This is a genomic window from Aristaeella lactis (assembly GCF_018118585.1).
GTDB lineage: Bacteria > Bacillota > Clostridia > Christensenellales > Aristaeellaceae > Aristaeella > Aristaeella lactis.
Genome location: NZ_CP069421.1, coordinates 178901 through 201832, shown reverse-complemented (window position 1 = coordinate 201832; position 22932 = coordinate 178901). Strand labels below are relative to the sequence as shown.

Annotated in this window: 19 protein-coding genes; 5 read left to right on the top strand and 14 right to left on the bottom strand. The window is 54.5% G+C overall.

Annotation, left to right across the window (positions count from 1 at the left end; translation table 11 throughout):
* The first annotated feature begins 122 nt into the window (after window positions 1-122).
* Window positions 123-1682, top strand: coding sequence for an SH3 domain-containing protein (locus JYE50_RS00875; RefSeq protein WP_179138404.1), 1560 nt, complete (start codon window positions 123-125; stop codon window positions 1680-1682).
* Window positions 1654-2148: a helix-turn-helix domain-containing protein gene (locus tag JYE50_RS00870; protein ID WP_084096693.1), complete on the top strand. Its 495-nt coding sequence runs from the start codon at window positions 1654-1656 to the stop codon at window positions 2146-2148. Before JYE50_RS00875 ends, JYE50_RS00870 begins: the two co-directional genes overlap by 29 nt.
* Before the next feature lie 60 nt (window positions 2149-2208).
* Here the strand turns inward: JYE50_RS00870 and JYE50_RS00865 are convergent, their stop codons facing one another.
* From JYE50_RS00865 to cmk, 4 genes are all read right to left on the bottom strand, one after another.
* A complete protein-coding gene (locus JYE50_RS00865; RefSeq protein WP_084096694.1) occupies window positions 2209-2439 on the bottom strand; it encodes a hypothetical protein in 231 nt (76 codons plus the stop codon).
* An 8-nt stretch (window positions 2440-2447) separates the two neighbouring features.
* Window positions 2448-4592: a bifunctional 4-hydroxy-3-methylbut-2-enyl diphosphate reductase/30S ribosomal protein S1 gene (locus JYE50_RS00860; protein ID WP_084096695.1), complete on the bottom strand. Its 2145-nt coding sequence runs from the start codon at window positions 4590-4592 to the stop codon at window positions 2448-2450.
* A gap of 157 nt (window positions 4593-4749) precedes the next feature.
* Entirely contained in the window at window positions 4750-5391 is a 642-nt protein-coding gene (locus JYE50_RS00855; RefSeq protein WP_179138405.1) for a lysophospholipid acyltransferase family protein, read from the bottom strand.
* Entirely contained in the window at window positions 5384-6055 is a 672-nt protein-coding gene (gene cmk, locus JYE50_RS00850; protein WP_084096697.1) for a (d)CMP kinase, read from the bottom strand. The genes JYE50_RS00855 and cmk overlap by 8 nt, the downstream gene beginning before the upstream one ends.
* A gap of 223 nt (window positions 6056-6278) precedes the next feature.
* Between cmk and JYE50_RS00845 the strand changes: the two genes are divergently transcribed.
* The 3 genes from JYE50_RS00845 to JYE50_RS00835 all read left to right on the top strand — a co-directional run bounded on the left by JYE50_RS00845 (window position 6279) and on the right by JYE50_RS00835 (window position 8719).
* Complete coding sequence (locus tag JYE50_RS00845) at window positions 6279-6521, top strand: AbrB/MazE/SpoVT family DNA-binding domain-containing protein (RefSeq protein ID WP_084096698.1); 243 nt, start codon at window positions 6279-6281, stop codon at window positions 6519-6521.
* Between the two features lie 162 nt (window positions 6522-6683).
* Complete coding sequence (yfbR, locus tag JYE50_RS00840) at window positions 6684-7271, top strand: 5'-deoxynucleotidase (protein ID WP_084096699.1); 588 nt, start codon at window positions 6684-6686, stop codon at window positions 7269-7271.
* A 209-nt stretch (window positions 7272-7480) separates the two neighbouring features.
* On the top strand, window positions 7481-8719 hold the full coding sequence (locus JYE50_RS00835) for an LCP family protein (protein ID WP_179138406.1): 1239 nt from the start codon (window positions 7481-7483) through the stop codon (window positions 8717-8719).
* A gap of 400 nt (window positions 8720-9119) precedes the next feature.
* On the opposite strand, the gene JYE50_RS00830 is transcribed toward JYE50_RS00835, so the two are convergent.
* The 10 genes from JYE50_RS00830 to JYE50_RS00785 all read right to left on the bottom strand — a co-directional run bounded on the left by JYE50_RS00830 (window position 9120) and on the right by JYE50_RS00785 (window position 22932).
* Window positions 9120-10535, bottom strand: coding sequence for an oligosaccharide flippase family protein (locus JYE50_RS00830; RefSeq protein WP_084096701.1), 1416 nt, complete (start codon window positions 10533-10535; stop codon window positions 9120-9122).
* Window positions 10536-10537: 2 nt separating this feature from the next.
* A complete protein-coding gene (gene mgtE, locus JYE50_RS00825; protein WP_084096702.1) occupies window positions 10538-11914 on the bottom strand; it encodes a magnesium transporter in 1377 nt (458 codons plus the stop codon).
* A gap of 911 nt (window positions 11915-12825) precedes the next feature.
* Window positions 12826-13755: a LysR family transcriptional regulator gene (locus tag JYE50_RS00820; protein WP_084096703.1), complete on the bottom strand. Its 930-nt coding sequence runs from the start codon at window positions 13753-13755 to the stop codon at window positions 12826-12828.
* Window positions 13756-14032: 277 nt separating this feature from the next.
* Window positions 14033-17164: a Cna B-type domain-containing protein gene (locus JYE50_RS00815; RefSeq protein ID WP_304588095.1), complete on the bottom strand. Its 3132-nt coding sequence runs from the start codon at window positions 17162-17164 to the stop codon at window positions 14033-14035.
* Window positions 17165-17166: 2 nt separating this feature from the next.
* Window positions 17167-19326, bottom strand: a complete 2160-nt coding sequence (locus JYE50_RS00810) for a hypothetical protein (protein ID WP_304588094.1) — start codon at window positions 19324-19326, stop codon at window positions 17167-17169.
* Between the two features lie 2 nt (window positions 19327-19328).
* On the bottom strand, window positions 19329-19844 hold the full coding sequence (locus tag JYE50_RS00805) for a Cna B-type domain-containing protein (protein ID WP_304588093.1): 516 nt from the start codon (window positions 19842-19844) through the stop codon (window positions 19329-19331).
* Entirely contained in the window at window positions 19841-21490 is a 1650-nt protein-coding gene (locus JYE50_RS00800) for a hypothetical protein (RefSeq protein ID WP_304588092.1), read from the bottom strand. The genes JYE50_RS00805 and JYE50_RS00800 overlap by 4 nt, the downstream gene beginning before the upstream one ends.
* Before the next feature lie 2 nt (window positions 21491-21492).
* Window positions 21493-21684: a hypothetical protein gene (locus JYE50_RS00795; RefSeq protein WP_304588091.1), complete on the bottom strand. Its 192-nt coding sequence runs from the start codon at window positions 21682-21684 to the stop codon at window positions 21493-21495.
* A 65-nt stretch (window positions 21685-21749) separates the two neighbouring features.
* On the bottom strand, window positions 21750-22211 hold the full coding sequence (locus JYE50_RS00790; RefSeq protein WP_304588090.1) for a Cna B-type domain-containing protein: 462 nt from the start codon (window positions 22209-22211) through the stop codon (window positions 21750-21752).
* Window positions 22159-22932 carry a Cna B-type domain-containing protein gene (locus tag JYE50_RS00785; RefSeq protein WP_304588089.1) on the bottom strand — a complete coding sequence of 258 codons (774 nt, stop codon included), beginning with the start codon at window positions 22930-22932 and terminating at the stop codon, window positions 22159-22161. Before JYE50_RS00785 ends, JYE50_RS00790 begins: the two co-directional genes overlap by 53 nt.

Below are 22932 nucleotides of genomic sequence, written 5' to 3'. Positions count from 1 at the left end.
GTAAACAAATGCAAATCTGTATGCACTTGCTTGTTTTCAACCATTCTCTTTGATATAATAGGCGTGTTATGAGCCTGGCGGCCTGCCCGGTTCAGTCAACACGGACCACAGAACGGGTATTAATGAAGATGAACAGATTCGGGAAACTCCTCCTCTGCCTGGCAGTCCTGCTGCTGGTGCTGGCCGGTGCCACCGCCGCTGCGGAAGCCGCGATCACTTTCTCCCCGGAGAATCCGAAGGCAGGGGAATACATAGACGTGACGGTTGAGCCGGAACGGGAAGGCGCCGTCGCCGTGCGCTATACGCTGAGTACGAAAAGCGGCACCGTATTCAAAGGCGAGGACTGCACGCATTTCACAGCTTCCTTCCGTCCGCGGGAACAGGCCAACTACACCCTGACCGCGACCATCGTATACGGAAAGAAGGACACAGAAACTGTCAGCGTGACCATTCCCGTATCCGGTTCCGTTCCCGTTCAGGAGGGCGAGGATGTCCTCTACAGCCAGAAAGACGGCTGGTGGCATAACAAGACGTATTCGAAGAAGCATCACCGTTCGCTGGAGAAAGCCGGCTGTGCCATTTTCACGCTGAGCCATGTGCTGCAGCGGATGGGGGTCACCGGAGAGGACGTCCTGCCGGATAAGCTGGCGGAAAGATACTCCGGTATGTATATCGAAGGCCGGGGGACCGACAATGAACGCCTCCTTTTCACAGCGGGAGACCGGTTCGGTTTCCAGACCCACCAGGACCTGATCGAATCTGAAAAGGAACTGACCACCTGGTTTAAACAGGGCTGCCGGTTCAGCTTCATGATCGTCATCGGGCATATCGCCCTGGCAGACGGCTTGAGTGAGGACGGAACAAAGGTCCATGTGGTGGATTCCGCTCCCGGTGCCACCTGGGAAAGGATCAAAAAAGCCTCCCTGTACATTCAGAAAGAGGACGGCACCTTTACTGCGGTCACCTCTCCGGAAGAGATTCCCGGATGCCGCTGGTTCTTCGAATCCGGTGAGTACGGCGGACTGGAATACTGGCTGGATCTCTCCTACTGTGCAAAGCAGGGCATGCGTCCGGTTCGGCAGGCCTGGCTGCAGCTGAACGGACAGCCGGTCACCTCTTTTGAGTATGCCGGATCCCTGATGTCCAAGGTTGCGGTTTCCGGCGGAGAATCCCAGCGGGTTAATACCCGGGATCTTACCTGGACCACCAATGGCTCTGATACCCCGCAGCTGGCTCTGGTCACCGGCAAAAAGGGAGCAGCCCTGCTGGATGGCAACGGCAAAAAGAAAGCCGGCATCTCCAAAGCCATTCCCTACGGAACCATGGTGTTCGTCCTCGAAACGACAGACAAGCAGTTCTACATTCCCTGGCGGGACAGTTTCGGCTACATCAGCCGTGACGCCGCGGAACTGATCAGTATTTCTGAAGACAGTTTCCGCACAGGCTTGGTCTCCCTCAACGGAAGAACAGCGGGAACAGCCCCCATAACCGTACGTAAAGAGCCTTCAGCCAAAGCAAAAAGCATCGGCGAATGGAAACCGGGAACACCTGTGGCTGTCCTCGGTCAGGACGGTGAGTTTTACCTGGTGGAGGGCAAAGGCCTCCGCGGCTGGATAAACAACAAATATCTCACACTGGAAGGAGCAGAAAACGATGGGCAGAAGATCGACAAAGGAGAATAAAACCATCTGGCAGATTACCCGGGAAGAACTTGGTCTGACCCGTGAAAAGGCCGGTGAACTGATCCCCGGTTTCTCCCCGGAACGCATTGAAAAGATCGAGAACGGCCGCACGCAGATTCAGCCGGAGGATGCTCTCCTGCTGGCGGAATATTACAAGGCTCCTGCCCTTGTGAATTATTACTGCTGCAACGAATGCCCCATCGGTGAATCCCATGCTGTCCGGGCTGAATCCAAGGAACTGACCCAGATCGCCGTGGAAACGCTGAATGCTGTGAACCAGATGTCCCGGATCAAGGACCGGCTGCTGGAGATCGCGGAAGACGGCAAAGTCTGCAACGATGAGCTGGAAGACTTTATGAAGATCAAAACCGTACTGGACAAGCTCTCCCAGAGCGTGTCCAACCTGCAGCTGTGGATGGACGAGCAGATTGCCGCTGAGCAGTTTGCCGGCCAGACCAACGCCTGATCTTTCCGGATATATGAAACAGGGCTCTGTCTTTTGACAGAGCCCGTTTTGTTTCCCTGGTTATTCATCGGTATCCTGGCTTTGGAAAACAGGGATTTCGTTATCATCATACTCTACTTTTCTCAGGAAGCAGTGACGGTTCGGATCGCTGAGCGCGTCTCCCCTGAATCCCGGATAAGGTCTGGCGTGGAACACCAGCAGGTCATGCTGCCGGTTTCCCTGGTATGCCGCAGCAGCTGTGAACTGAAATAGAAAAGAGCGTCCCTGAAAGCAGGAACGCTCTTTTTGCATTTGTCGGATTATTCCTTGGCAGCTTCTTCAACCGCTTCCTCGGCAGCCTTCTTGGTCTTCCTGGCAGTCTTCTTGACTTCCTCAACGACCTCTTCAGCCTTCTCTTCGACGGCTTCCTTGACTTCCTCAGCAGCTTCCACTGCTTCTTCAGCAGCTTCAGCAAACTTCTCGGAAACGGAATCTTCGGTGGCAACCACTTCGTATTCCACATCGGCAGCAGCGGTCTCAGCGGCTTCTTCAGCAGCGGGTTCCGGCTCGATGGCCTGGCGGATGCTCAGGCTGATGCGCTTCTTTTCGGGATCCACGCCCAGAACCTTAACCTTCACTTCGTCGCCAACCTTCACCGCGTCTTCAACCTTGGCTACGCGGGTCGTGGCGCACTGGCTGATATGAACCAGACCGTCGAGGCCGGGCTCCAGTTCAACGAAGGCACCGAAGTCGGTGATGCGGACCACTTTGCCGTCCACCACTTCGCCCACCGGGAACTTCTCAACCGCGTTGTCCCACGGATGGGGCTGCAGCTGCTTGTAACCCAGCTGGATGCGTTCGCGTTCGGGATCCAGGGACAGGATCTTCACGTCCACTTCCTGGTTGGGTTTGACCACTTCACTGGGATGCTTGATGCGGCCCCAGCTCAGGTCGGTGATGTGGATCAGGCCGTCCACGCCGCCAACGTCCACAAAGGCACCGAAATCGGTCAGCCGACGGACGATGCCGTGAATAACCATGCCCTCTTCCAGGCGCTCCCAGGCTTCCTTCTTCTTCGTGGCGGCTTCTTCAGCCACAACAGCCTTGCGGCTGGCAACCACGCGCTTCTTCTGGGTGTCCACCTCGAGGATCTTCAGCTTCATTTCCTTGCCGACGAAGTCAGCGATCTTCTCAACGTAGCGCTGGCTCAGCTGGCTGGCGGGCACGAACGCGCGCACACCGGCGATATCGGCGATCAGGCCGCCCTTGACGGCTTCCTTGCCGACGGCGTCCACATACTCGCCCGCTTCGTACTTCTCCATCATGGCGTCCCACGCCTTGCGGTTGACGATGTTGCGCTGGCTCAGCAGCACATTGCCTTCTCCGTCGTTGACCTTTACGACTTCGACTTCAATCTCGTCATCCAGTTTGACATCCTGATCGACCAGGTCGCTGCGCTTGATCAGGCCGTCGGCCTTGTAGCCGATGCTGACGCATACTTCATCCTCGGTGATCTGCACGACCTTGCCGGTCAGCGTCTGTCCGGGCCGGATCCTCACCAGAGTAGATTCGACTTCCGCCATGAAGTCATTGTTTGTGTCTACCTCCGCGGTAGGATTCAGGTCCTTGTTTTCCAGTTCGCTCATGCGTGTGACAACCTCCTTAAGTGAATCCGTCGGTGTGGAAGCACCGGCGGTGATCCCAATCATTTCGGAATCCTTATTTGCAAAGGCGGGCGGTATCTCCGCCGCACTCTCTACCAAAATAGTCCTGGGGCAAACGTTTTTGCAGATCGCGTACAGCTTCTGGGTGTTGGCGCTGTTCCTTCCGCCCACCACGATCATCGCGTCCGCCCGTGCTGCCAGTTCCCTGGCTTCCTTCTGGCGGATCTCCGTGGCGTTGCAGATGGTGCAGCGGCAGTCCGGCTGGCGTATCTTCCGCTGGAGCACCTCGAGGATTGCTTCCCACCGGCTGTGCGGGAAAGTAGTCTGGCAGACCACAACCGCCTTTTCGATCTCCGGCAGCCGTTCCGCTTCCCCGGGCCCGGCAACGAACATGACCTCGCCGTGTGCCCATCCCGCTGTGCCGCGCACTTCCGGATGATCCCGTTCCCCGACCAGGATGACCGGGGTCCCGTCCCGGGAACCTTCCTCCACGATCCTGTGAAGCTTATCCACAAAGGGACAGGTCAGATCCAGTATCTCATTGCCGGCTTCCCTGAGCTTTTCCAGCACCTGCGGAGAGACCCCGTGGCTGCGGATCAGCACCCGGCGGCTTCCGGCCTCTTCCGGTTCACGGATCGGTTCCAATCCGCGCTCCGCCAGATCACGGATCACCTGCGGATTATGGATCAGTTCACCCAGCGTACAGGAGGGAATCCCGTCTTTCGCCATCGCTTCCGCCTTTTCAACTGCCCGGCTGACGCCCATGCAGAATCCGGCGTGCGCTGCTACCTCAACAGGCATATTCCCTTTCCTTTCGTGAAATAAACGTTCAACTTTGTTATTTCTTCTTTATTATACGTAAATCCTGCTGAATAACAAGACAATTTCAGGAATTTTTTCGTATTTTTTCTCTCAAGGTACGTTCAATCCCGTACAACTTGGTTATTTTTCAGGCGAATTACTTCTTTTCCGCGTCTTTGATCATCCCGCGGAAGGTCTCCCGGATCCGTTCATTCATCTTTTCGCAGGTCTCTGTGTTGATGCCTTCCGTCAGCAGGTCATCATAAGGGATCGGCTCGCCCACATACAGGTTCGTCATCCTGAACAGACTCAGTTTCCGGTCAAAATAGATCGGGATAACCGGAGCCTTCGACCGCATGGCGATCAGGGATGTACCGCTTTCAATATGTTCCATCTGTTCCTCATGGTGGCGGGTGCCCTCCGGGAAGATCAGCAGGACTTTCTTCATCTTCACGGTTTTCATGCAGGCGCGCATCGCCTCCATGTCCGTATCATGCCGGCCGACCAGGATACAATGCAGCCGGATCAGCAGATTCCGCAGGAACTTGCTGTTGCCGGCCAGTTCCTTTTTAGCCAGGAAAACGATCTGATGCTTCGGAATGCCCATAGCCATGACCACCGGATCCAGCGCGTGCCGGTGATTGGCGATCACCACAAAGGGCGGATCCTGACGCAGCCGTTCCTTGTGGTGGAAGCGCACCGGCATCAGGGTATGAAAGAGTATCTGGGCAAGCACGCGGGCGATCTCATAAAGAATCCCGCGTTTTTCCGTCACCGGTTCAAGTTTCTTTTCAGCCACGGCGCTTTTCCTCCACGATTGCGAGAATGGCATCCACCACTTCATCAAAGCTGAGATTGGTGGAATCGACCAGTACAGCATCCGGCGCCTGGCGCAGCGGTTCCACAGGACGGTTCATATCCTGTTCGTCCCGTTTGATCACTTCCCGGAGTACCTGCTCAAAGCTTTCTTCGCTGCCTTTCTTCTGGAGTTCCAAGAAACGGCGGCGGGCGCGTTCTTCAGCGGAAGCGGTCAGGTATATTTTTGCAGTTGCGTTGGGAAGTACGGTTGTACAGATATCGCGTCCGTCCAGCAGCATATCCGTTTCGGAAGCCAGTTTCTGCTGCAGTCGTACCATGGCTTTGCGGACCTCCGCGTACCTGCTGACAGTGGAAGCGGCCATGCCGACTTCCTGCGTCCGGATCAGCCCGGTCACATCCTCCCCTTCCACAAAGGTATGCTGTCCGTCCGCCTCATGGCTGACGGAGATCTTCAGTCTGCCGCACAGGTCCACAATAGCCTGCTCATCCTGTACATCTATATTCTGCCGCAGGGCGGTCAGGCCAAGAGCCCGGTACATGGCGCCTGTATCCAGGTGCAGGATTCCCAGCTTTGCGGCAACCGCGTCCGCTACCGTGCTCTTGCCCGCGCCAACCGGCCCGTCAATGCCAATATTCAGTCGCATACTTGTATCCTCCTGATTTCCAGTAACTCTTTATATTATACACTTTGTGTCTTTTTCATTCAATCCGTACAAGTATTTTCACTGTTTCGTGCCGGTTTTCCCTATGGATCGTTTTTTACAATTTGTACCGTCCGATGCGTATGATTTTTTTGTTGACACGCTGTAACCGCAACTTTATAATGAGCACAGAAGAGGCTGGAGCCCTTTGGAGGAGGTTTTTACCATGAAATCTACAGGCATCGTTCGTCAGCTGGATTCCCTGGGGCGCATTGTACTTCCGGTAGAACTGCGCCGTACCCTGAACATTGGCACAAAAGACCAGCTGGAGATTCTGATTGACGGTAATTCCGTCGTTCTCCGCAAGTACGCGCCGAACTGCCAGTTCTGCGGCAGCAGAACCAGTCTTTCCACCTTCAGGGACAAGCTGGTCTGCAAACGCTGCCTGGCCGAACTGAAAGAGCTCTGATCTTTTCCTGCCCGTCGATTTGCCCGCCCGGAATCATTCCGGGTTTTTTTGTTTCCTTGAAGTTTCCTCTGTCAAAGCGTATAATAATTTAAGTTACCGGAACGAAATCCGTGGATTGTATTTCCCCGGCCGAGACGCATTCTGATTCAACCGGAGGTCTTCATGTCCTTTCCCTTTTTCGCTTATCTTTCCCGGCTGAAGCTGATCCGCCGCTGGAGTCTCATGCGGAACACCGTGCCGGAAAACGATGCCGAGCATTCCCTGCAGGTGGCCATGATCGCCCATGCCATCGCGGTGATCGCAAGAGATCGCTATGGAAAGCAGGTCAATCCCGAGCATGTGCTCTCCCTGGCGGTCTATCATGACGCGACTGAGGTGATGACCGGTGACCTGCCCACGCCCGTCAAGTATCATAACGACGAGCTTCGCGGCGCTTATCATCAGCTGGAGGATCTTTCCGCTGACCGCCTGCTGACGCTCCTGCCGGATGATATGAAGCCTGCCTTCACCCCGTATATGAAGCAGGAAGCCGGTTATGAGCATACCCTGGTCAAGGCCGCGGACCGCATTTCCGCCTGCATCAAATGCATGGAAGAACAGCGGGCCGGCAACCGGGAGTTCGACTATGCCGCGGAGAACATCCGAAAGAGCATCGCGAATATCGATCTTCCCGAAGTGAAGGATTTCCTGACAGATTTCCTCCCCGCCTTCGACATGACCCTGGATGAACTCAACCATCCATCCCGCTGAAACCGCAACATTTTCCCACTTTTCCCCGTTATATTATTGTGAGATTTCTCCCCGTTGCGCACGGAACCAAAATGTCATTTCGACCAAGGCCGCAGACCGCGCGGAGAAATCTACCCCGTCCGCAGACGAAGTCCCATGTCATCCCGACCGAAGTGGAGGGATCTCCCCGTCTGCAGACGTTAATTCTTAATCACTTATTGGAGGTACCCATGAAACGAATTCTTGCCCTGTTCCTGGTTCTTACCCTGATGCTTCCCGTTTTCTCCCTTGCCGAATCCGACGAGGAAGATCTCAATATTGAAGACATCATCGAAGATGTGGATTATGATGATGAAGAAGAGGGTGAGGACAGCGATGACGGCGTGGATGACGCGGTTCTTGCTGCCCAGCAGCCCCTTTCCGAGGAACTGCAGGACGAACTGAAATCCGTTCTTGAGTCCAAGGACTATGTGCCCACCGAACTGGACATCGGTGTATACAGCAGCAGCGATTTGTTCATTAACGACAATCTGCCCGACAATATCATCAATATTCTGCTTCTGGGCGTCGATACCAGAAATTCCGAACTGGAAGTTGACGACGTGAAACTTGCTGACGTCCAGATGATTTTATCTTTCAACACAGAAACCGGATCCATTAAACTTTCTTCCATTCCCCGTGACACACTCGTGGAAAATCCCTACACCGGAAAACAGTCTCCCATTAACTATTCCATTCAGTATTTCGACAAAAACAAGAAGTTTCACGATAATCCTCAGCGTTCCATCGCCACCGTTAACCACAATTTCGAGTTGAATGTCCAGAGCTATGTGATGATCAACTTCCGCGGTGTCGCTGCCATCGTGGATAAGCTGGGCGGCATTGATCTGGAACTGACCGAAGGCGAAGCCGCCAATATTAACTACTACCTGAAGAAAAACGGAAAATCCATTTCCAGGCACTATGATACCAAGGAGGCCAAGGCAGCCCGGGTTGAACTGCAGGTTCAGGATGGCGTACAGCACCTGGACGGCCTGCAGGCCTTGATGTATGCCCGGCTGCGCCAGAACAAGACCCGGAAAAAGTATAACCTCGGTGATGACTGGCAGAGGACGGCCCGCACCCGCAACCTGCTGGACAAGCTCCTGCAGAAGGTGCTGAAAAAGGACGCCTGGGATATCATTGATCTCGCCGGCTTCGCGATTGACTATGTGGACACCAACATGAACCTCGACACCATGTCCTCCATGATCCTGAAGGTTCTGGGCAGCGGAATCATCAGCAAGCTGGGTTCCACCGATTCCATCATTGAGCAGTTCCGCATTCCCATGGACGATACCTGGTCTTATGTACAGGAAGGAGACTGGAAGGGCAAGGTCTTCATGAGCAAGCGCAACGGCAACTTCCAGAAGAACGTTGAAGCCCTGCATGAATTCATCTATGGTCAGTACCATCCCGCCAATCCCTGATCACTTAAGCCAGCATAAAACGGGCGACCATCTGGTCGTCCGTTTTTATATTGTTTATCATTCTTTCTGCAGGCAGAATTATTCTCGCGGCCGCAGACATACGCCCCCGTTGTCATCCTGGGGTTCGGAACGCCCGGAAAACGAGCCAGGCTGCCTCCCGTGCGCGGTGCGCGGGACCACAGGTCCGCGGTGCGTGCGCGATTCAAATCGTTTTCAGTGAAGAACGGGCGGCAGCCCCGGGGCGGCGTAGCCGAGTCGAGGGATCCCTTACCACGTCCGAAGGACGCTTTTATTCAAAGAAACCGCACCATTCCGGTGCGGTTTTTTCCACCATTATTCCGCTTAAAGTGTCATCCTAAGCAAGGCCAAAGGCCGCGTCGATGGATCTCGTCTTCAGTTCTTACGTATTCAGCACCCTGAAGTCGGTTTTGCTGACCTTCCACCAGGCCAGGCAAAGCGCCCCGTATACCGCGATTCCCGTAACGGTCATAATGCCAAGATTCAGCCAGTTATTGACCGGCAGCAGGCTTCCGACCGCACGTACACCGGCCAGCATAATTCCGCCGATCACCGCGTAGACTCCCACATATCCGATAAACCGCTTATACGGCAGTTCCTTCCGCAGAATGATATACTGCGCCACCGGCACGGTCATCTCCGCGGCCAGCGTCCCGATGACCGCGCCCATGGCCTTCATGGAAGGGATCAGGCAGGCATTCACGATCAGATTCACCACAGCACCGGTACACACGCTCTTCACGAAGATATGGTCCCTTTTCTGGGGCAGCACCACCTGGGTACGGATCACGTTGGCAAAGCCGATCATGATCAGTGTAAATCCCAGCGGGATCATCAGCACATAACATGCACCGGACTTCGGGAAGAACAGCGGCGCAAACCGGTCCGCAACCGCCGCCAGGCCGAAAGCCATGGCACTCACCATGCAGATGATCAGGTTCATGCTTTTGTCGATATGCTTCGCGATCTTTTCCGTTTCGCCTTTTTTCAGCAGGTTCGTAATCTTCGGCATCATCACAGTCCCGATAGCGGAAATAAAGCCGCTCAGGCAGTAGATGATCTTTTCCGCGCTTTCATACAGGCCGTTTTCATATTTGCCCGCAATATTCTTGACCATGACCTTGTCCATCTTGCGGTAAATGCTGACAGCCGCGACGGAGATGAACAGCACTGCGCAGGGTCGCAGGTGCTTCAGCGTTTCCTTCATGGAAACCCGGTGATAGCTCACCTTTCCCTTCAGCGTCGCCGCGCAGCTCAGGTTGCCCAGCAGCGTCGCAAGACTCCAGGCAAAGCCATAGATCCAGAGGTCATCAACGTTTTTGATAAAGATAAATACGCAGGCCGCTGCCGCAAGCTTCACAAACGTATTCCGCAGGGCAATGGACTTGAACTGGTCCAGGCCCATCAGGCACCAGTCAAAGCTGCACAGGCAGCTGATGCTCATCATGGTCAGGTGCAGGGCAATCGTTTTGCCCTCCCCGGCAAACAGGAACACATATCCCAGCCAGAACAGCAGCGTAATACTGGCAACCAGCAGCTGCATCTGCCAGATGCCTGAGAAAGTCCTGTCCAGCTGTTCCCGGTCGTCCCGGACATTGGCAATAGACCTGACGCCGTAATCCGCCAGGCCCAGCATGCCCACCAGGCAGAAGAGCTCGCTCATCGCCCACTCGTTGGAATAGAGACCAACGCCGGCTGTGCCGACAGTCTTATCCAGGTACGGTGCCGTAACCAGCGGCAGCAGTATCGAAAAGACCCGGTAGGCGACATTGTAAGCCGCGTTCTTTTTTGTACTCATACTTATAACTTAAGCAGGGTTGTCGCGATTCCGAAGTATACCAGCAGGCTCAGTGCGTCCACAATGGTCGTTATAAACGGACTGGCCATGACCGCCGGGTCAAAGCCCAGTTTCTTCGCCAGCATCGGCAGCGTACAGCCGACCAGTTTAGCGCACAGCACTGTCACAGCCAGCGTCAGGCCTACAACCACAGCTACCATCAGGCTCACGTCTTCATTATGCATAAGCAGCCGGTCTATCAGCATAACCTTGCCGAAGCACAACACGCTCAGCACCAAACCGCAGATCACAGCCGTCCTTACCTCTTTCCAGATCACCTTGCCCAGGTCCTTGAATTCCAGTTCGCCCAGGGAAAGGGCACGGATGACTGTAACAGAGCTCTGGGAACCGCTGTTACCGCCGGTGTCCATCAGCATCGGGATAAAGGCGGCCAGGCAGGTCAGAGCTTCCAGCTTTTTCTCAAACTGTGAGATAATAATGCCCGTAAATGTGGCAGAAATCATCAGCAGGGAGAGCCAGGGAATCCGGTGAATGAACAGATCCAGCGGCGAAGACTTCAGGTATGTCTTGTCGCTCGGCGTCATACCGGCCATGATCTCCATATCCTCGGTGGTCTCTTCTTCGACAACGTCCATGGCATCGTCGAATGTGACGATACCGACCATCCGGTTATCGCCGTCCACGACCGGGATTGCCAGCAGGTTGTACTTGCTCATCATCTGGGCAACTTCTTCCTGGTCAGTATGGGTCGATACCGTGATCAGGTTGGTGTCCATGATGCTGTCAATGGTCTGCAGGTCACTGGGGGCTAGCAGCAGGCTCTTGACGCTGACCGTACCAACCAGCAGCCGGTTCTTCAGTACATAACAGGTATAAATGGTTTCCTTGTCCACACCGGTGCGGCGAATCCGCAGGATCGCGTCCCCAACCGTCATATCCGGTGTCAGCTTTACGTACTCCGTGGTCATCACGGAACCAGCGGAGTCTTCGGGATACTGCAGGATCTCGTTGATCTCCTTGCGCATTTCCGGATCTGCCTGGGCCAGGATTCTCTGAACAACGTTCGCGGGCATCTCTTCGACAATATCCACCGCGTCATCGACGTACAGTTCGTCCATGACCTGGCGCAGTTCCTTATCGCTGATACCCCTGATCAGCTGTTCCTGGTCCTCGCTTTCCATTTCAACGAAGCTTTCCGCGGCCAGTTCCTTCGGCAGAAGCCGGAACAGCAGCGGCTGTTTTTCCGGTTCAACGCCGGAAAAAACCGCAGCAATATCCGCGGGATTCATCGTTACAAGGATGTCCCGGATGGTAGTGTACTTTTTTTCAGAAAGTAAGGCCTGTAAAGTGTTTTCGACAGTGACAGAATGTTCCGCCATGCTTGCTCCCTCCCATTTGGTTAGAATGGTCAGTTGCCAGAAGCATATAATACCGGGTTGTCATCCCGAAAATCAGGACACTTTCCCGGTATCAGACATAGCGGCAGATTGAATTTATGACATGCGGAACCGGAACGTCACGGCGCCCGGAACCCGCTGTCTTCGCCCAACCGCTATGCCGCTGCTACTCCCAGCGTCCATGACATTCCCTCCTCATTTTTTTCATTTTTTCAGCCGGATCGAATCTCTCCGTCCGGCCTTTTCACGTTATTATAGTCTCTTCTTTTTTCGCTTGTCAATCCTTGAAATGTTTCGTTTTTCTTAATTGTTAAACCATGTTTTGTATCCAGTTTTTCGTTGTGTTTTTATCAGTTTGTCACTCAGTTTTTCAACTCTTTCGCCCGCGAGCATCCAACCCATGTGTCATCTCGACCGGAACGAAGTGAAGCGGAGAGATCTGATCAATTCAAAAAACAGCGTCCATAGACGCTGTTTTATCCACCATTATTCATTTCCGCTTAAAGTGTTCGAAGCGCCCGGAAAACGAGCCAGGCTGCCTCCCGTGCGCGGTGCGCGGGGCCACAGGTCCGCGGTGCGTGCGCGATTCAAATCGTTTTCAGCAGAGAACGGGGCGAAGAACCGATGACCTCCAGTGGAGGAAATCTCATCGGTTCTGGGGTTCGGAACGCCCGGAAAACGATCCAGTGGATCGTTTTCAGTGGAGAACGGGCGGCAGCCCCGGGCAAGAAACCGAAACAAGTGGTCTCCACAGTGTGGAACCACGTCGATTGAGGTTGCGGGTATCAGCCCCGGGCCACGAAGTGGGCGGTACGAAGGGAGCGCAGACGAAGGATCTCCCCGCCCGCAGGCGAAACACCTCCTACTTCCTACCTCCTACCTCCTACCTGGGTTCAATTCTGAATTGAACTCAGGTACCTCTTCAGTTCCGCAATATACTTTTCTGCCATCTGGCTCAGGATCATATTTTCCTTCACAATGTACCCGATCTCCATCCGTCCTGCGGCGACCTCTTCTTCCTCATCCTCAAAGGCCACAGCCACATAGTCGGATCCGTTCAGTTCCTCGCAGATAATGCCGCTGCACAGGGTATATCCGTTCAGGCCCACCATCAGGTTCAGCATCGTTGCCCGGTCTGTCGCTTTAATGGTCCTGATATAGTCATAGGTGCTCAGGATCTCTTCCGCGAAATAGAACGCACCGCTGGGCCCCTGCTCAAAGCTCAGGCAGGGATAATCCCGCAGTTCTTCCAGCCGGATCGACTTTTTATTTGCCAGCGGATGTCCCTTCCACAGGTAAACGTACGGCTCGCACTTGATCAGCGGATGGAACTCCAGCTGGCTGCTCTTCAGGAACTTGCCGATCGCCTTGCGGTTAAAGTCACTCAGGTACAGAATACCTACCTCGCTCTTGCCGGTGGTCACATCCTCGATCACATCCCGGGTTTTGCTTTCCCGGATCGCAAACTCATACTCATCCGTATCGAACTGCTTCACCATTTCCACAAAACTCTTTACAGCAAAGGAATAGTGCTGGCAGGAGATGCCGAATTTTTTCCGCAGGTTTCCGCCTTTTCCGTATTTCTCCAGGAGCCGATCATACTGGGTCACCACCTGCCGGGCATACTGGATAAATTCCGCGCCATCGTTAGTCAGGGTAACGCCTTTCCCGCCGCGGTTGAAAAGGGTGATCCCCAGTTCCTTTTCCAGTTCACGCACAGCGCTGGTCAGGGAGGGCTGTGTGACATACAGCACTTCCGCCGCCTTGTTCAGAGATCCTTTCTCGGAAATGGTGATCACATAGTTCAGCTGCTGGATCGTCATGGTTTGTCTGCTCCCTTTCTCAGTTATAGACACAATCTATAGCGCCAATACTATCACACTTGAAAACCGTTGTCAAAAAAAGGGGACCGGCCTTTCGCCGGCCCCCGGGGGTAGGGAGAAAAAGGAGAAAAGTCTTTAGTCGAAGCAGTCTCTTCTTTGTCATTTCGAGCAAGGGCACAAAGTGACCGCGTCGAGAAATCTGTTTTTTAGTCGAAGCAGTCTCTTCTTTGTCATTTCGAGCAAGGGCACAAAGTGACCGCGTCGAGAAATCTGTTTTTTAGTCGAAGCAGTCTCCAACATGGTTGATCACAACCTCAATTCCCAGCGGTGTATCATATTCTTCGATATCCACCGTTTCTCCCGGGAACTTCGGTGTCCTGCCCTGGGTCGGCGTATCCGGCCTGGTCCAGAGCTTGTTGGTGATCACGGTCACCGTACCGTTTGTCGTGATGCTTTCCTGTACATATCCCAGAACCGCCTGTTCTGTCCAGGTATATGCAGCAGGTTCGCCGTTCAGTTTGGCGGGCAGCCCGGTGATCGTCGCGGTCCAGCCGTTCTGCTCATTCAGCACCACATTCTGGATCACGGTACTGCCGTTCTTCAGCGTCATGACAATGCTCAGCGGCCTGTTCTGGAGCTTGTTTTCCTCATCGTTCCAGACCTTCCGGATCGTCGCGCTGGTCAGGTTCGGCTGATACCTGTTCCGGATCGTGAATCCGTAGATCTCTGTGACGTACATATCCACCGGATCTTCCGTCACAGTGTACTGGATCGGCCTGCCCTTCACAAACTTGGGCAGATCGCCGAACTTCCGCTTCCAGCCGTTATCCGCGCTCAGCTTAGCCGTCCTGACTTCCTCACCGCCTGCGAACAGGTGTACCGTAATGCTTTCCGGCCGGTTACCGTCCTTGTTGTCGTTATCATCCCAGATCTTCACGACTTCAATTTCGGTTGTCATTTCATCTTCGTCCGGTTTGTCCTCCTGCTCCTTGATGTCAAACTCCTTCTGGATGACCAGTTTGCCGGTCTCCAGCGTGTTTGTGATCACGAAGCCGGTAGAAGCATCGCCGGTGATCTTTGCCACATAGCCTTCAGGAATTTCGGTTTCAGCAACCGTGTAGCGGATTTCCCTGCTCAGGCCTTCGTTATTTGCATTCTTGCACAGGTCATCCCAGCTGTACGTCCAGTTGTTCGCGGCATTCAGCGTTGCCACTTTATCAGTTGCCTTACCGTCAGCAAAGAGCTGCACCTTGATATCACTCGGATGCTTGCCACTGTCCACCCAGACCTTCTTCACCTGAACCTTGGTCTTCTCAGGCACATGCGTGTTGGTCAGTGTGGTCAGTTCGCCGCTTGTGGCCGTGCCCGTCAGGGTGTATCCGACCACCGACGGTTCCTTCCAGGTGTAGGTGATATCCTTGTCGTCCTTGCACTTGGGCAGGTCTTCAATCCGATCCAGCCAGTTGTTTTCGGCGTTCAGGTTTGCGTACTGTCCGGTTGCTTCTCCGTCCGCCAGAAGTTCGATCTTCAGTCCGGTCGGCCGCAGTCCGTCACGGTTTCCGTCGTCCTTCCAGACCTTCTTTACCATCACGGAAACCCTCGGAATCTCATAGGTGTTGATCAGCGTATTGTTATTATCCGTATACGTGATCTTTGTCACCAGTTCCTTCTCGCCTTCTGTCACCTCAACCGTCATGACTACCTTTTCCGTGGAATAGGTCATGTTAGGTGTATCGCCGGGCACTTCCGTAATCTCATAGACATAGGGTTCAGATGTCACGGTACAATACGTGATTTCGCCGAACTGTGCCGTTCCTTCGGTTGTACCATCCTTCATGACTATGGTCACCGTGTCTTTTTCAGGCATCGGAGCACCGCCCACAGGCGTCAGCTTGAATACATATTCTCCGTCCGGAACGGCCTTGGCATCCTTGCCATCAATCTTCTTATTGATTTCCGGAATTGCCTTGCCGATCTTGCGGGTATTTGTGAATTCAGCTGTGCAGCGATTATCAGCAATCGTTCCGGTGTCGCCGTTGGCTTCAGAGATAAAGCCTTCGCATTCATCTTCCTCAACCGTATATTTGACACCGGTCGGCAGTTCATCCGCCAACGCCTTCTCGCCGCTCTTCAGAACAACTATCGCGACTCCGTCCTCAAAATTCATGTCTCCATGCAGGCCAGTAATCGGTGCACCGTCCAGCGTTACGATAAATGTGAATTCCAGTTCGTCATCGTCTTCAAGATCACTGCTGACAATCTTGCCAATTTCCAGCTCACCAAGCTTCCGAGTGTTTTCAAAATCAGCCTCGCGGCCATCCTCAACAATTGTTCCGTCAGCTCCGGTTGCGAGTGTAGTAAAGTCATCACACTCATCTTCTTCAACCGTGTAGGTGATACCTGTCGGCAATCCTGTTGCTGTCTTGCTTTCACCATCCTTTAGTTCGAAGGTCGCAACGCCATCGGTGAAGGACATATCGCCGTATGTGCCGTTGATTGTCTCATCACTCAGGGTTACGGTGAATCCGAACATCAGATCATGATCAGCGGTAGCGGCACTTTCTACAGACTTGGTAACAGTCAGATCGCCAGTCTTGTGAATATACGTATTCACGAACGCTACCGTTCCGGTGCCTTCAGCAATTGTTATGCTGTCGCTCAGCTGCTCGTTCGCCTCGTCGCTGTTCACCTTTACGGTCGTTGTCCGGTTGTAACCCGTGATCTCCACACTGTCCGCGGTCTCGCTTACAGTGTATGTCACGCCGTCCATGATACCGTCGGCCTGCGTCAGTACCCACTTCTTCGGATCACCCGTGAAGTCGCTGTACTTCTTCGTCAGTTCGCTGACGGCTGTACCGTCCTTCTTCAGTCCGTTGCCTGTCACCTTGAAGACGATATTCCCCTTCTGGGCATCCGTCAGATCCGAATCGCCGAAGCTCTTCGTAATCGTCAGGCCGGCTTCCTTCTCACTGTTCGTGATCCTGTAGCTGCCGTCATCCTGTTTCTCCGCGCTGCCCAGGTTGAAGTTCGCCGCATATGTACCTTCGATCGCCACTTCCTTCACGGAATATGTGACCTTCTGGTCGCCTTCATATTCGACCAGGTCTTCGAAGGTATGGCTCGGATGTGCCGCGCTCAGCGTCGCTGTCGCGTCATCACCCTCCACATCCTTGACTTCTCCGTCGCCGACCTTCTTCTGCAGCTTCACGCTGACCGTCGTTCCCGCCGGCCATGTGACATTTGTCGCATCGCAGACAACCGCGCTGTTCGCTTCCGCCAGCGACCAGATCTTGTCAACTGTAATGTCGACAGTCTTCTTGGTATACGTATTCACGAACGCTACCGTTCCGGTGCCTTCAGCAATTGTTATGCTGTCGCTCAGCTGCTCGTTCGCCTCGTCGCTGTTCACCTTTACGGTCGTTGTCCGGTTGTAACCTGCGTGATCTCCACACTGTCCGCGGTCTCGCTTACAGTGTATGTCACGCCGTCCATGATACCGTCGGCCTGCGTCAGTACCCACTTCTTCGGATCACCCGTGAAGTCGCTGTACTTCTTCGTCAGTTCGCTGACGGCTGTACCGTCCTTCTTCAGTCCGTTGCCTGTCACCTTGAAGACGATATTCCCCTTCTGGGCATCCGTCAGATCCGAATCGCCGAAGCTCTTCGTAATCGTCAGGCCGGCTTCCTTCTCACTGTTCGTGATCCTGTAGCTGCCGTCATCCTGTTTCTCCGCGCTGCCCAGGTTGAAGTTCGCCGCATATGTACCTTCGATCGCCACTTCCTTCACGGAATATGTGACCTTCTGGTCGCCTTCATATTCGACCAGGTCTTCGAAGGTATGGCTCGGATGTGCCGCGCTCAGTGTCGCTGTCGCGTCATCACCCTCCACATCCTTGACTTCTCCGTCGCCGACCTTCTTCTGCAGCTTCACGCTGACCGTCGTTCCCGCCGGCCATGTGACATTTGTCGCATCGCAGACAACCGCGCTGTTCGCTTCCGCCAGCGACCAGATCTTGTCAACTGTAATGTTGACAGTCTTCTTGGTATACGTATTCACGAACGCTACCGTTCCGGTGCCTTCAGCAATTGTTATGCTGTCGCTCAGCTGCTCGTTCGCCTCGTCGCTGTTCACCTTTACGGTCGTTGTCCGGTTGTAACCCGTGATCTCCACACTGTCCGCGGTCTCGCTTACAGTGTATGTCACGCCGTCCATGATACCGTCGGCCTGCGTCAGTACCCACTTCTTCGGATCGCCCGTGAAGTCGCTGTACTTCTTCGTCAGTTCGCTGACGGCTGTACCGTCCTTCTTCAGTCCGTTGCCTGTCACCTTGAAGACGATATTCCCCTTCTGGGCATCCGTCAGATCCGAATCGCCGAAGCTCTTCGTAATCGTCAGGCCGGCTTCCTTCTCACTGTTCGTGATCCTGTAGCTGCCGTCATCCTGTTTCTCCGCGCTGCCCAGGTTGAAGTTCGCCGCATATGTACCTTCGATCGCCACTTCCTTCACGGAATATGTGACCTTCTGGTCGCCTTCATATTCGACCAGGTCTTCGAAGGTATGGCTCGGATGTGCCGCGCTCAGCGTCGCTGTCGCGTCATCACCCTCCACATCCTTGACTTCTCCGTCGCCGACCTTCTTCTGCAGCTTCACGCTGACCGTCGTTCCCGCCGGCCATGTGACATTTGTCGCATCGCAGACAACCGCGCTGTTCGCTTCCGCCAGCGACCAGATCTTGTCAACTGTAATGTCGACAGTCTTCTTGGTATACGTATTCACGAACGCTACCGTTCCGGTGCCTTCAGCAATTGTTATGCTGTCGCTCAGCTGCTCGTTCGCCTCGTCGCTGTTCACCTTTACGGTCGTTGTCCGGTTGTAACCCGTGATCTCCACACTGTCCGCGGTCTCGCTTACAGTGTATGTCACGCCGTCCATGATACCGTCGGCCTGCGTCAGTACCCACTTCTTCGGATCGCCCGTGAAGTCGCTGTACTTCTTCGTCAGTTCGCTGACGGCTGTACCGTCCTTCTTCAGTCCGTTGCCTGTCACCTTGAAGACGATATTCCCCTTCTGGGCATCCGTCAGATCCGAATCGCCGAAGCTCTTCGTAATCGTCAGGCCGGCTTCCTTCTCACTGTTCGTGATCCTGTAGCTGCCGTCATCCTGTTTCTCCGCGCTGCCCAGGTTGAAGTTCGCCGCATATGTACCTTCGATCGCCACTTCCTTCACGGAATATGTGACCTTCTGGTCGCCTTCATATTCGACCAGGTCTTCGAAGGTATGGCTCGGATGTGCCGCGCTCAGCGTCGCTGTCGCGTCATCACCCTCCACATCCTTGACTTCTCCGTCGCCGACCTTCTTCTGCAGCTTCACGCTGACCGTCGTTCCCGCCGGCCATGTGACATTTGTCGCATCGCAGACAACCGCGCTGTTCGCTTCCGCCAGCGACCAGATCTTGTCAACTGTAATGTCGACAGTCTTCTTGGTATACGTATTCACGAACGCTACCGTTCCGGTGCCTTCAGCAATTGTTATGCTGTCGCTCAGCTGCTCGTTCGCCTCGTCGCTGTTCACCTTTACGGTCGTTGTCCGGTTGTAACCGTGATCTCCACACTGTCCGCGGTCTCGCTTACAGTGTATGTCACGCCGTCCATGATACCGTCGGCCTGCGTCAGTACCCACTTCTTCGGATCACCCGTGAAGTCGCTGTACTTCTTCGTCAGTTCGCTGACGGCTGTACCGTCCTTCTTCAGTCCGTTGCCTGTCACCTTGAAGACGATATTCCCCTTCTGGGCATCCGTCAGATCCGAATCGCCGAAGCTCTTCGTAATCGTCAGGCCGGCTTCCTTCTCACTGTTCGTGATCCTGTAGCTGCCGTCATCCTGTTTCTCCGCGCTGCCCAGGTTGAAGTTCGCCGCATATGTACCTTCGATCGCCACTTCCTTCACGGAATATGTGACCTTCTGGTCGCCTTCATATTCGACCAGGTCTTCGAAGGTATGGCTCGGATGTGCCGCGCTCAGCGTCGCTGTCGCGTCATCACCCTCCACATCCTTGACTTCTCCGTCGCCGACCTTCTTCTGCAGCTTCACGCGCTGACCGTCGTTCCCGCCGGCCATGTGACATTTGTCGCATCGCAGACAACCGCGCTGTTCGCTTCCGCCAGCGACCAGATCTTGTCAACTGTAATGTCGACAGTCTTCTTGGTATACGTATTCACGAACGCTACCGTTCCGGTGCCTTCAGCAATTGTTATGCTGTCGCTCAGCTGCTCGTTCGCCTCGTCGCTGTTCACCTTTACGGTCGTTGTCCGGTTGTAACCTGGCGTGATCTCCACACTGTCCGCGGTCTCGCTTACAGTGTATGTCACGCCGTCCATGATACCGTCGGCCTGCGTCAGTACCCACTTCTTCGGATCACCCGTGAAGTCGCTGTACTTCTTCGTCAGTTCGCTGACGGCTGTACCGTCCTTCTTCAGTCCGTTGCCTGTCACCTTGAAGACGATATTCCCCTTCTGGGCATCCGTCAGATCCGAATCGCCGAAGCTCTTCGTAATCGTCAGGCCGGCTTCCTTCTCACTGTTCGTGATCCTGTAGCTGCCGTCATCCTGTTTCTCCGCGCTGCCCAGGTTGAAGTTCGCCGCATATGTACCTTCGATCGCCACTTCCTTCACGGAATATGTGACCTTCTGGTCGCCTTCATATTCGACCAGGTCTTCGAAGGTATGGCTCGGATGTGCCGCGCTCAGTGTCGCTGTCGCGTCATCACCCTCCACATCCTTGACTTCTCCGTCGCCGACCTTCTTCTGCAGCTTCACGCTGACCGTCGTTCCCGCCGGCCATGTGACATTTGTCGCATCGCAGACAACCGCGCTGTTCGCTTCCGCCAGCGACCAGATCTTGTCAACTGTAATGTTGACAGTCTTCTTGGTATACGTATTCACGAACGCTACCGTTCCGGTGCCTTCAGCAATTGTTATGCTGTCGCTCAGCTGCTCGTTCGCCTCGTCGCTGTTCACCTTTACGGTCGTTGTCCGGTTGTAACCCGTGATCTCCACACTGTCCGCGGTCTCGCTTACAGTGTATGTCACGCCGTCCATGATACCGTCGGCCTGCGTCAGTACCCACTTCTTCGGATCGCCCGTGAAGTCGCTGTACTTCTTCGTCAGTTCGCTGACGGCTGTACCGTCCTTCTTCAGTCCGTTGCCTGTCACCTTGAAGACGATATTCCCCTTCTGGGCATCCGTCAGATCCGAATCGCCGAAGCTCTTCGTAATCGTCAGGCCGGCTTCCTTCTCACTGTTCGTGATCCTGTAGCTGCCGTCATCCTGTTTCTCCGCGCTGCCCAGGTTGAAGTTCGCCGCATATGTACCTTCGATCGCCACTTCCTTCACGGAATATGTGACCTTCTGGTCGCCTTCATATTCGACCAGGTCTTCGAAGGTATGGCTCGGATGTGCCGCGCTCAGCGTCGCTGTCGCGTCATCACCCTCCACATCCTTGACTTCTCCGTCGCCGACCTTCTTCTGCAGCTTCACGCTGACCGTCGTTCCCGCCGGCCATGTGACATTTGTCGCATCGCAGACAACCGCGCTGTTCGCTTCCGCCAGCGACCAGATCTTGTCAACTGTAATGTCGACAGTCTTCTTGGTATACGTATTCACGAACGCTACCGTTCCGGTGCCTTCAGCAATTGTTATGCTGTCGCTCAGCTGCTCGTTCGCCTCGTCGCTGTTCACCTTTACGGTCGTTGTCCGGTTGTAACCGTGATCTCCACACTGTCCGCGGTCTCGCTTACAGTGTATGTCACGCCGTCCATGATACCGTCGGCCTGCGTCAGTACCCACTTCTTCGGATCACCCGTGAAGTCGCTGTACTTCTTCGTCAGTTCGCTGACGGCTGTACCGTCCTTCTTCAGTCCGTTGCCTGTCACCTTGAAGACGATATTCCCCTTCTGGGCATCCGTCAGATCCGAATCGCCGAAGCTCTTCGTAATCGTCAGGCCGGCTTCCTTCTCACTGTTCGTGATCCTGTAGCTGCCGTCATCCTGTTTCTCCGCGCTGCCCAGGTTGAAGTTCGCCGCATATGTACCTCTTCGATCGCCACTTCCTTCACGGAATATGTGACCTTCTGGTCGCCTTCATATTCGACCAGGTCTTCGAAGGTATGGCTCGGATGTGCCGCGCTCAGCGTCGCTGTCGCGTCATCACCCTCCACATCCTTGACTTCTCCGTCGCCGACCTTCTTCTGCAGCTTCACGCTGACCGTCGTTCCCGCCGGCCATGTGACATTTGTCGCATCGCAGACAACCGCGCTGTTCGCTTCCGCCAGCGACCAGATCTTGTCAACTGTAATGTCGACAGTCTTCTTGGTATACGTATTCACGAACGCTACCGTTCCGGTGCCTTCAGCAATTGTTATGCTGTCGCTCAGCTGCTCGTTCGCCTCGTCGCTGTTCACCTTTACGGTCGTTGTCCGGTTGTAACTGCGTGATCTCCACACTGTCCGCGGTCTCGCTTACAGTGTATGTCACGCCGTCCATGATACCGTCGGCCTGCGTCAGTACCCACTTCTTCGGATCACCCGTGAAGTCGCTGTACTTCTTCGTCAGTTCGCTGACGGCTGTACCGTCCTTCTTCAGTCCGTTGCCTGTCACCTTGAAGACGATATTCCCCTTCTGGGCATCCGTCAGATCCGAATCGCCGAAGCTCTTCGTAATCGTCAGGCCGGCTTCCTTCTCACTGTTCGTGATCCTGTAGCTGCCGTCATCCTGTTTCTCCGCGCTGCCCAGGTTGAAGTTCGCCGCATATGTACCTTCGATCGCCACTTCCTTCACGGAATATGTGACCTTCTGGTCGCCTTCATATTCGACCAGGTCTTCGAAGGTATGGCTCGGATGTGCCGCGCTCAGCGTCGCTGTCGCGTCATCACCCTCCACATCCTTGACTTCTCCGTCGCCGACCTTCTTCTGCAGCTTCACGCTGACCGTCGTTCCCGCCGGCCATGTGACATTTGTCGCATCGCAGACAACCGCGCTGTTCGCTTCCGCCAGCGACCAGATCTTGTCAACTGTAATGTCGACAGTCTTCTTGGTATACGTATTCACGAACGCTACCGTTCCGGTGCCTTCAGCAATTGTTATGCTGTCGCTCAGCTGCTCGTTCGCCTCGTCGCTGTTCAC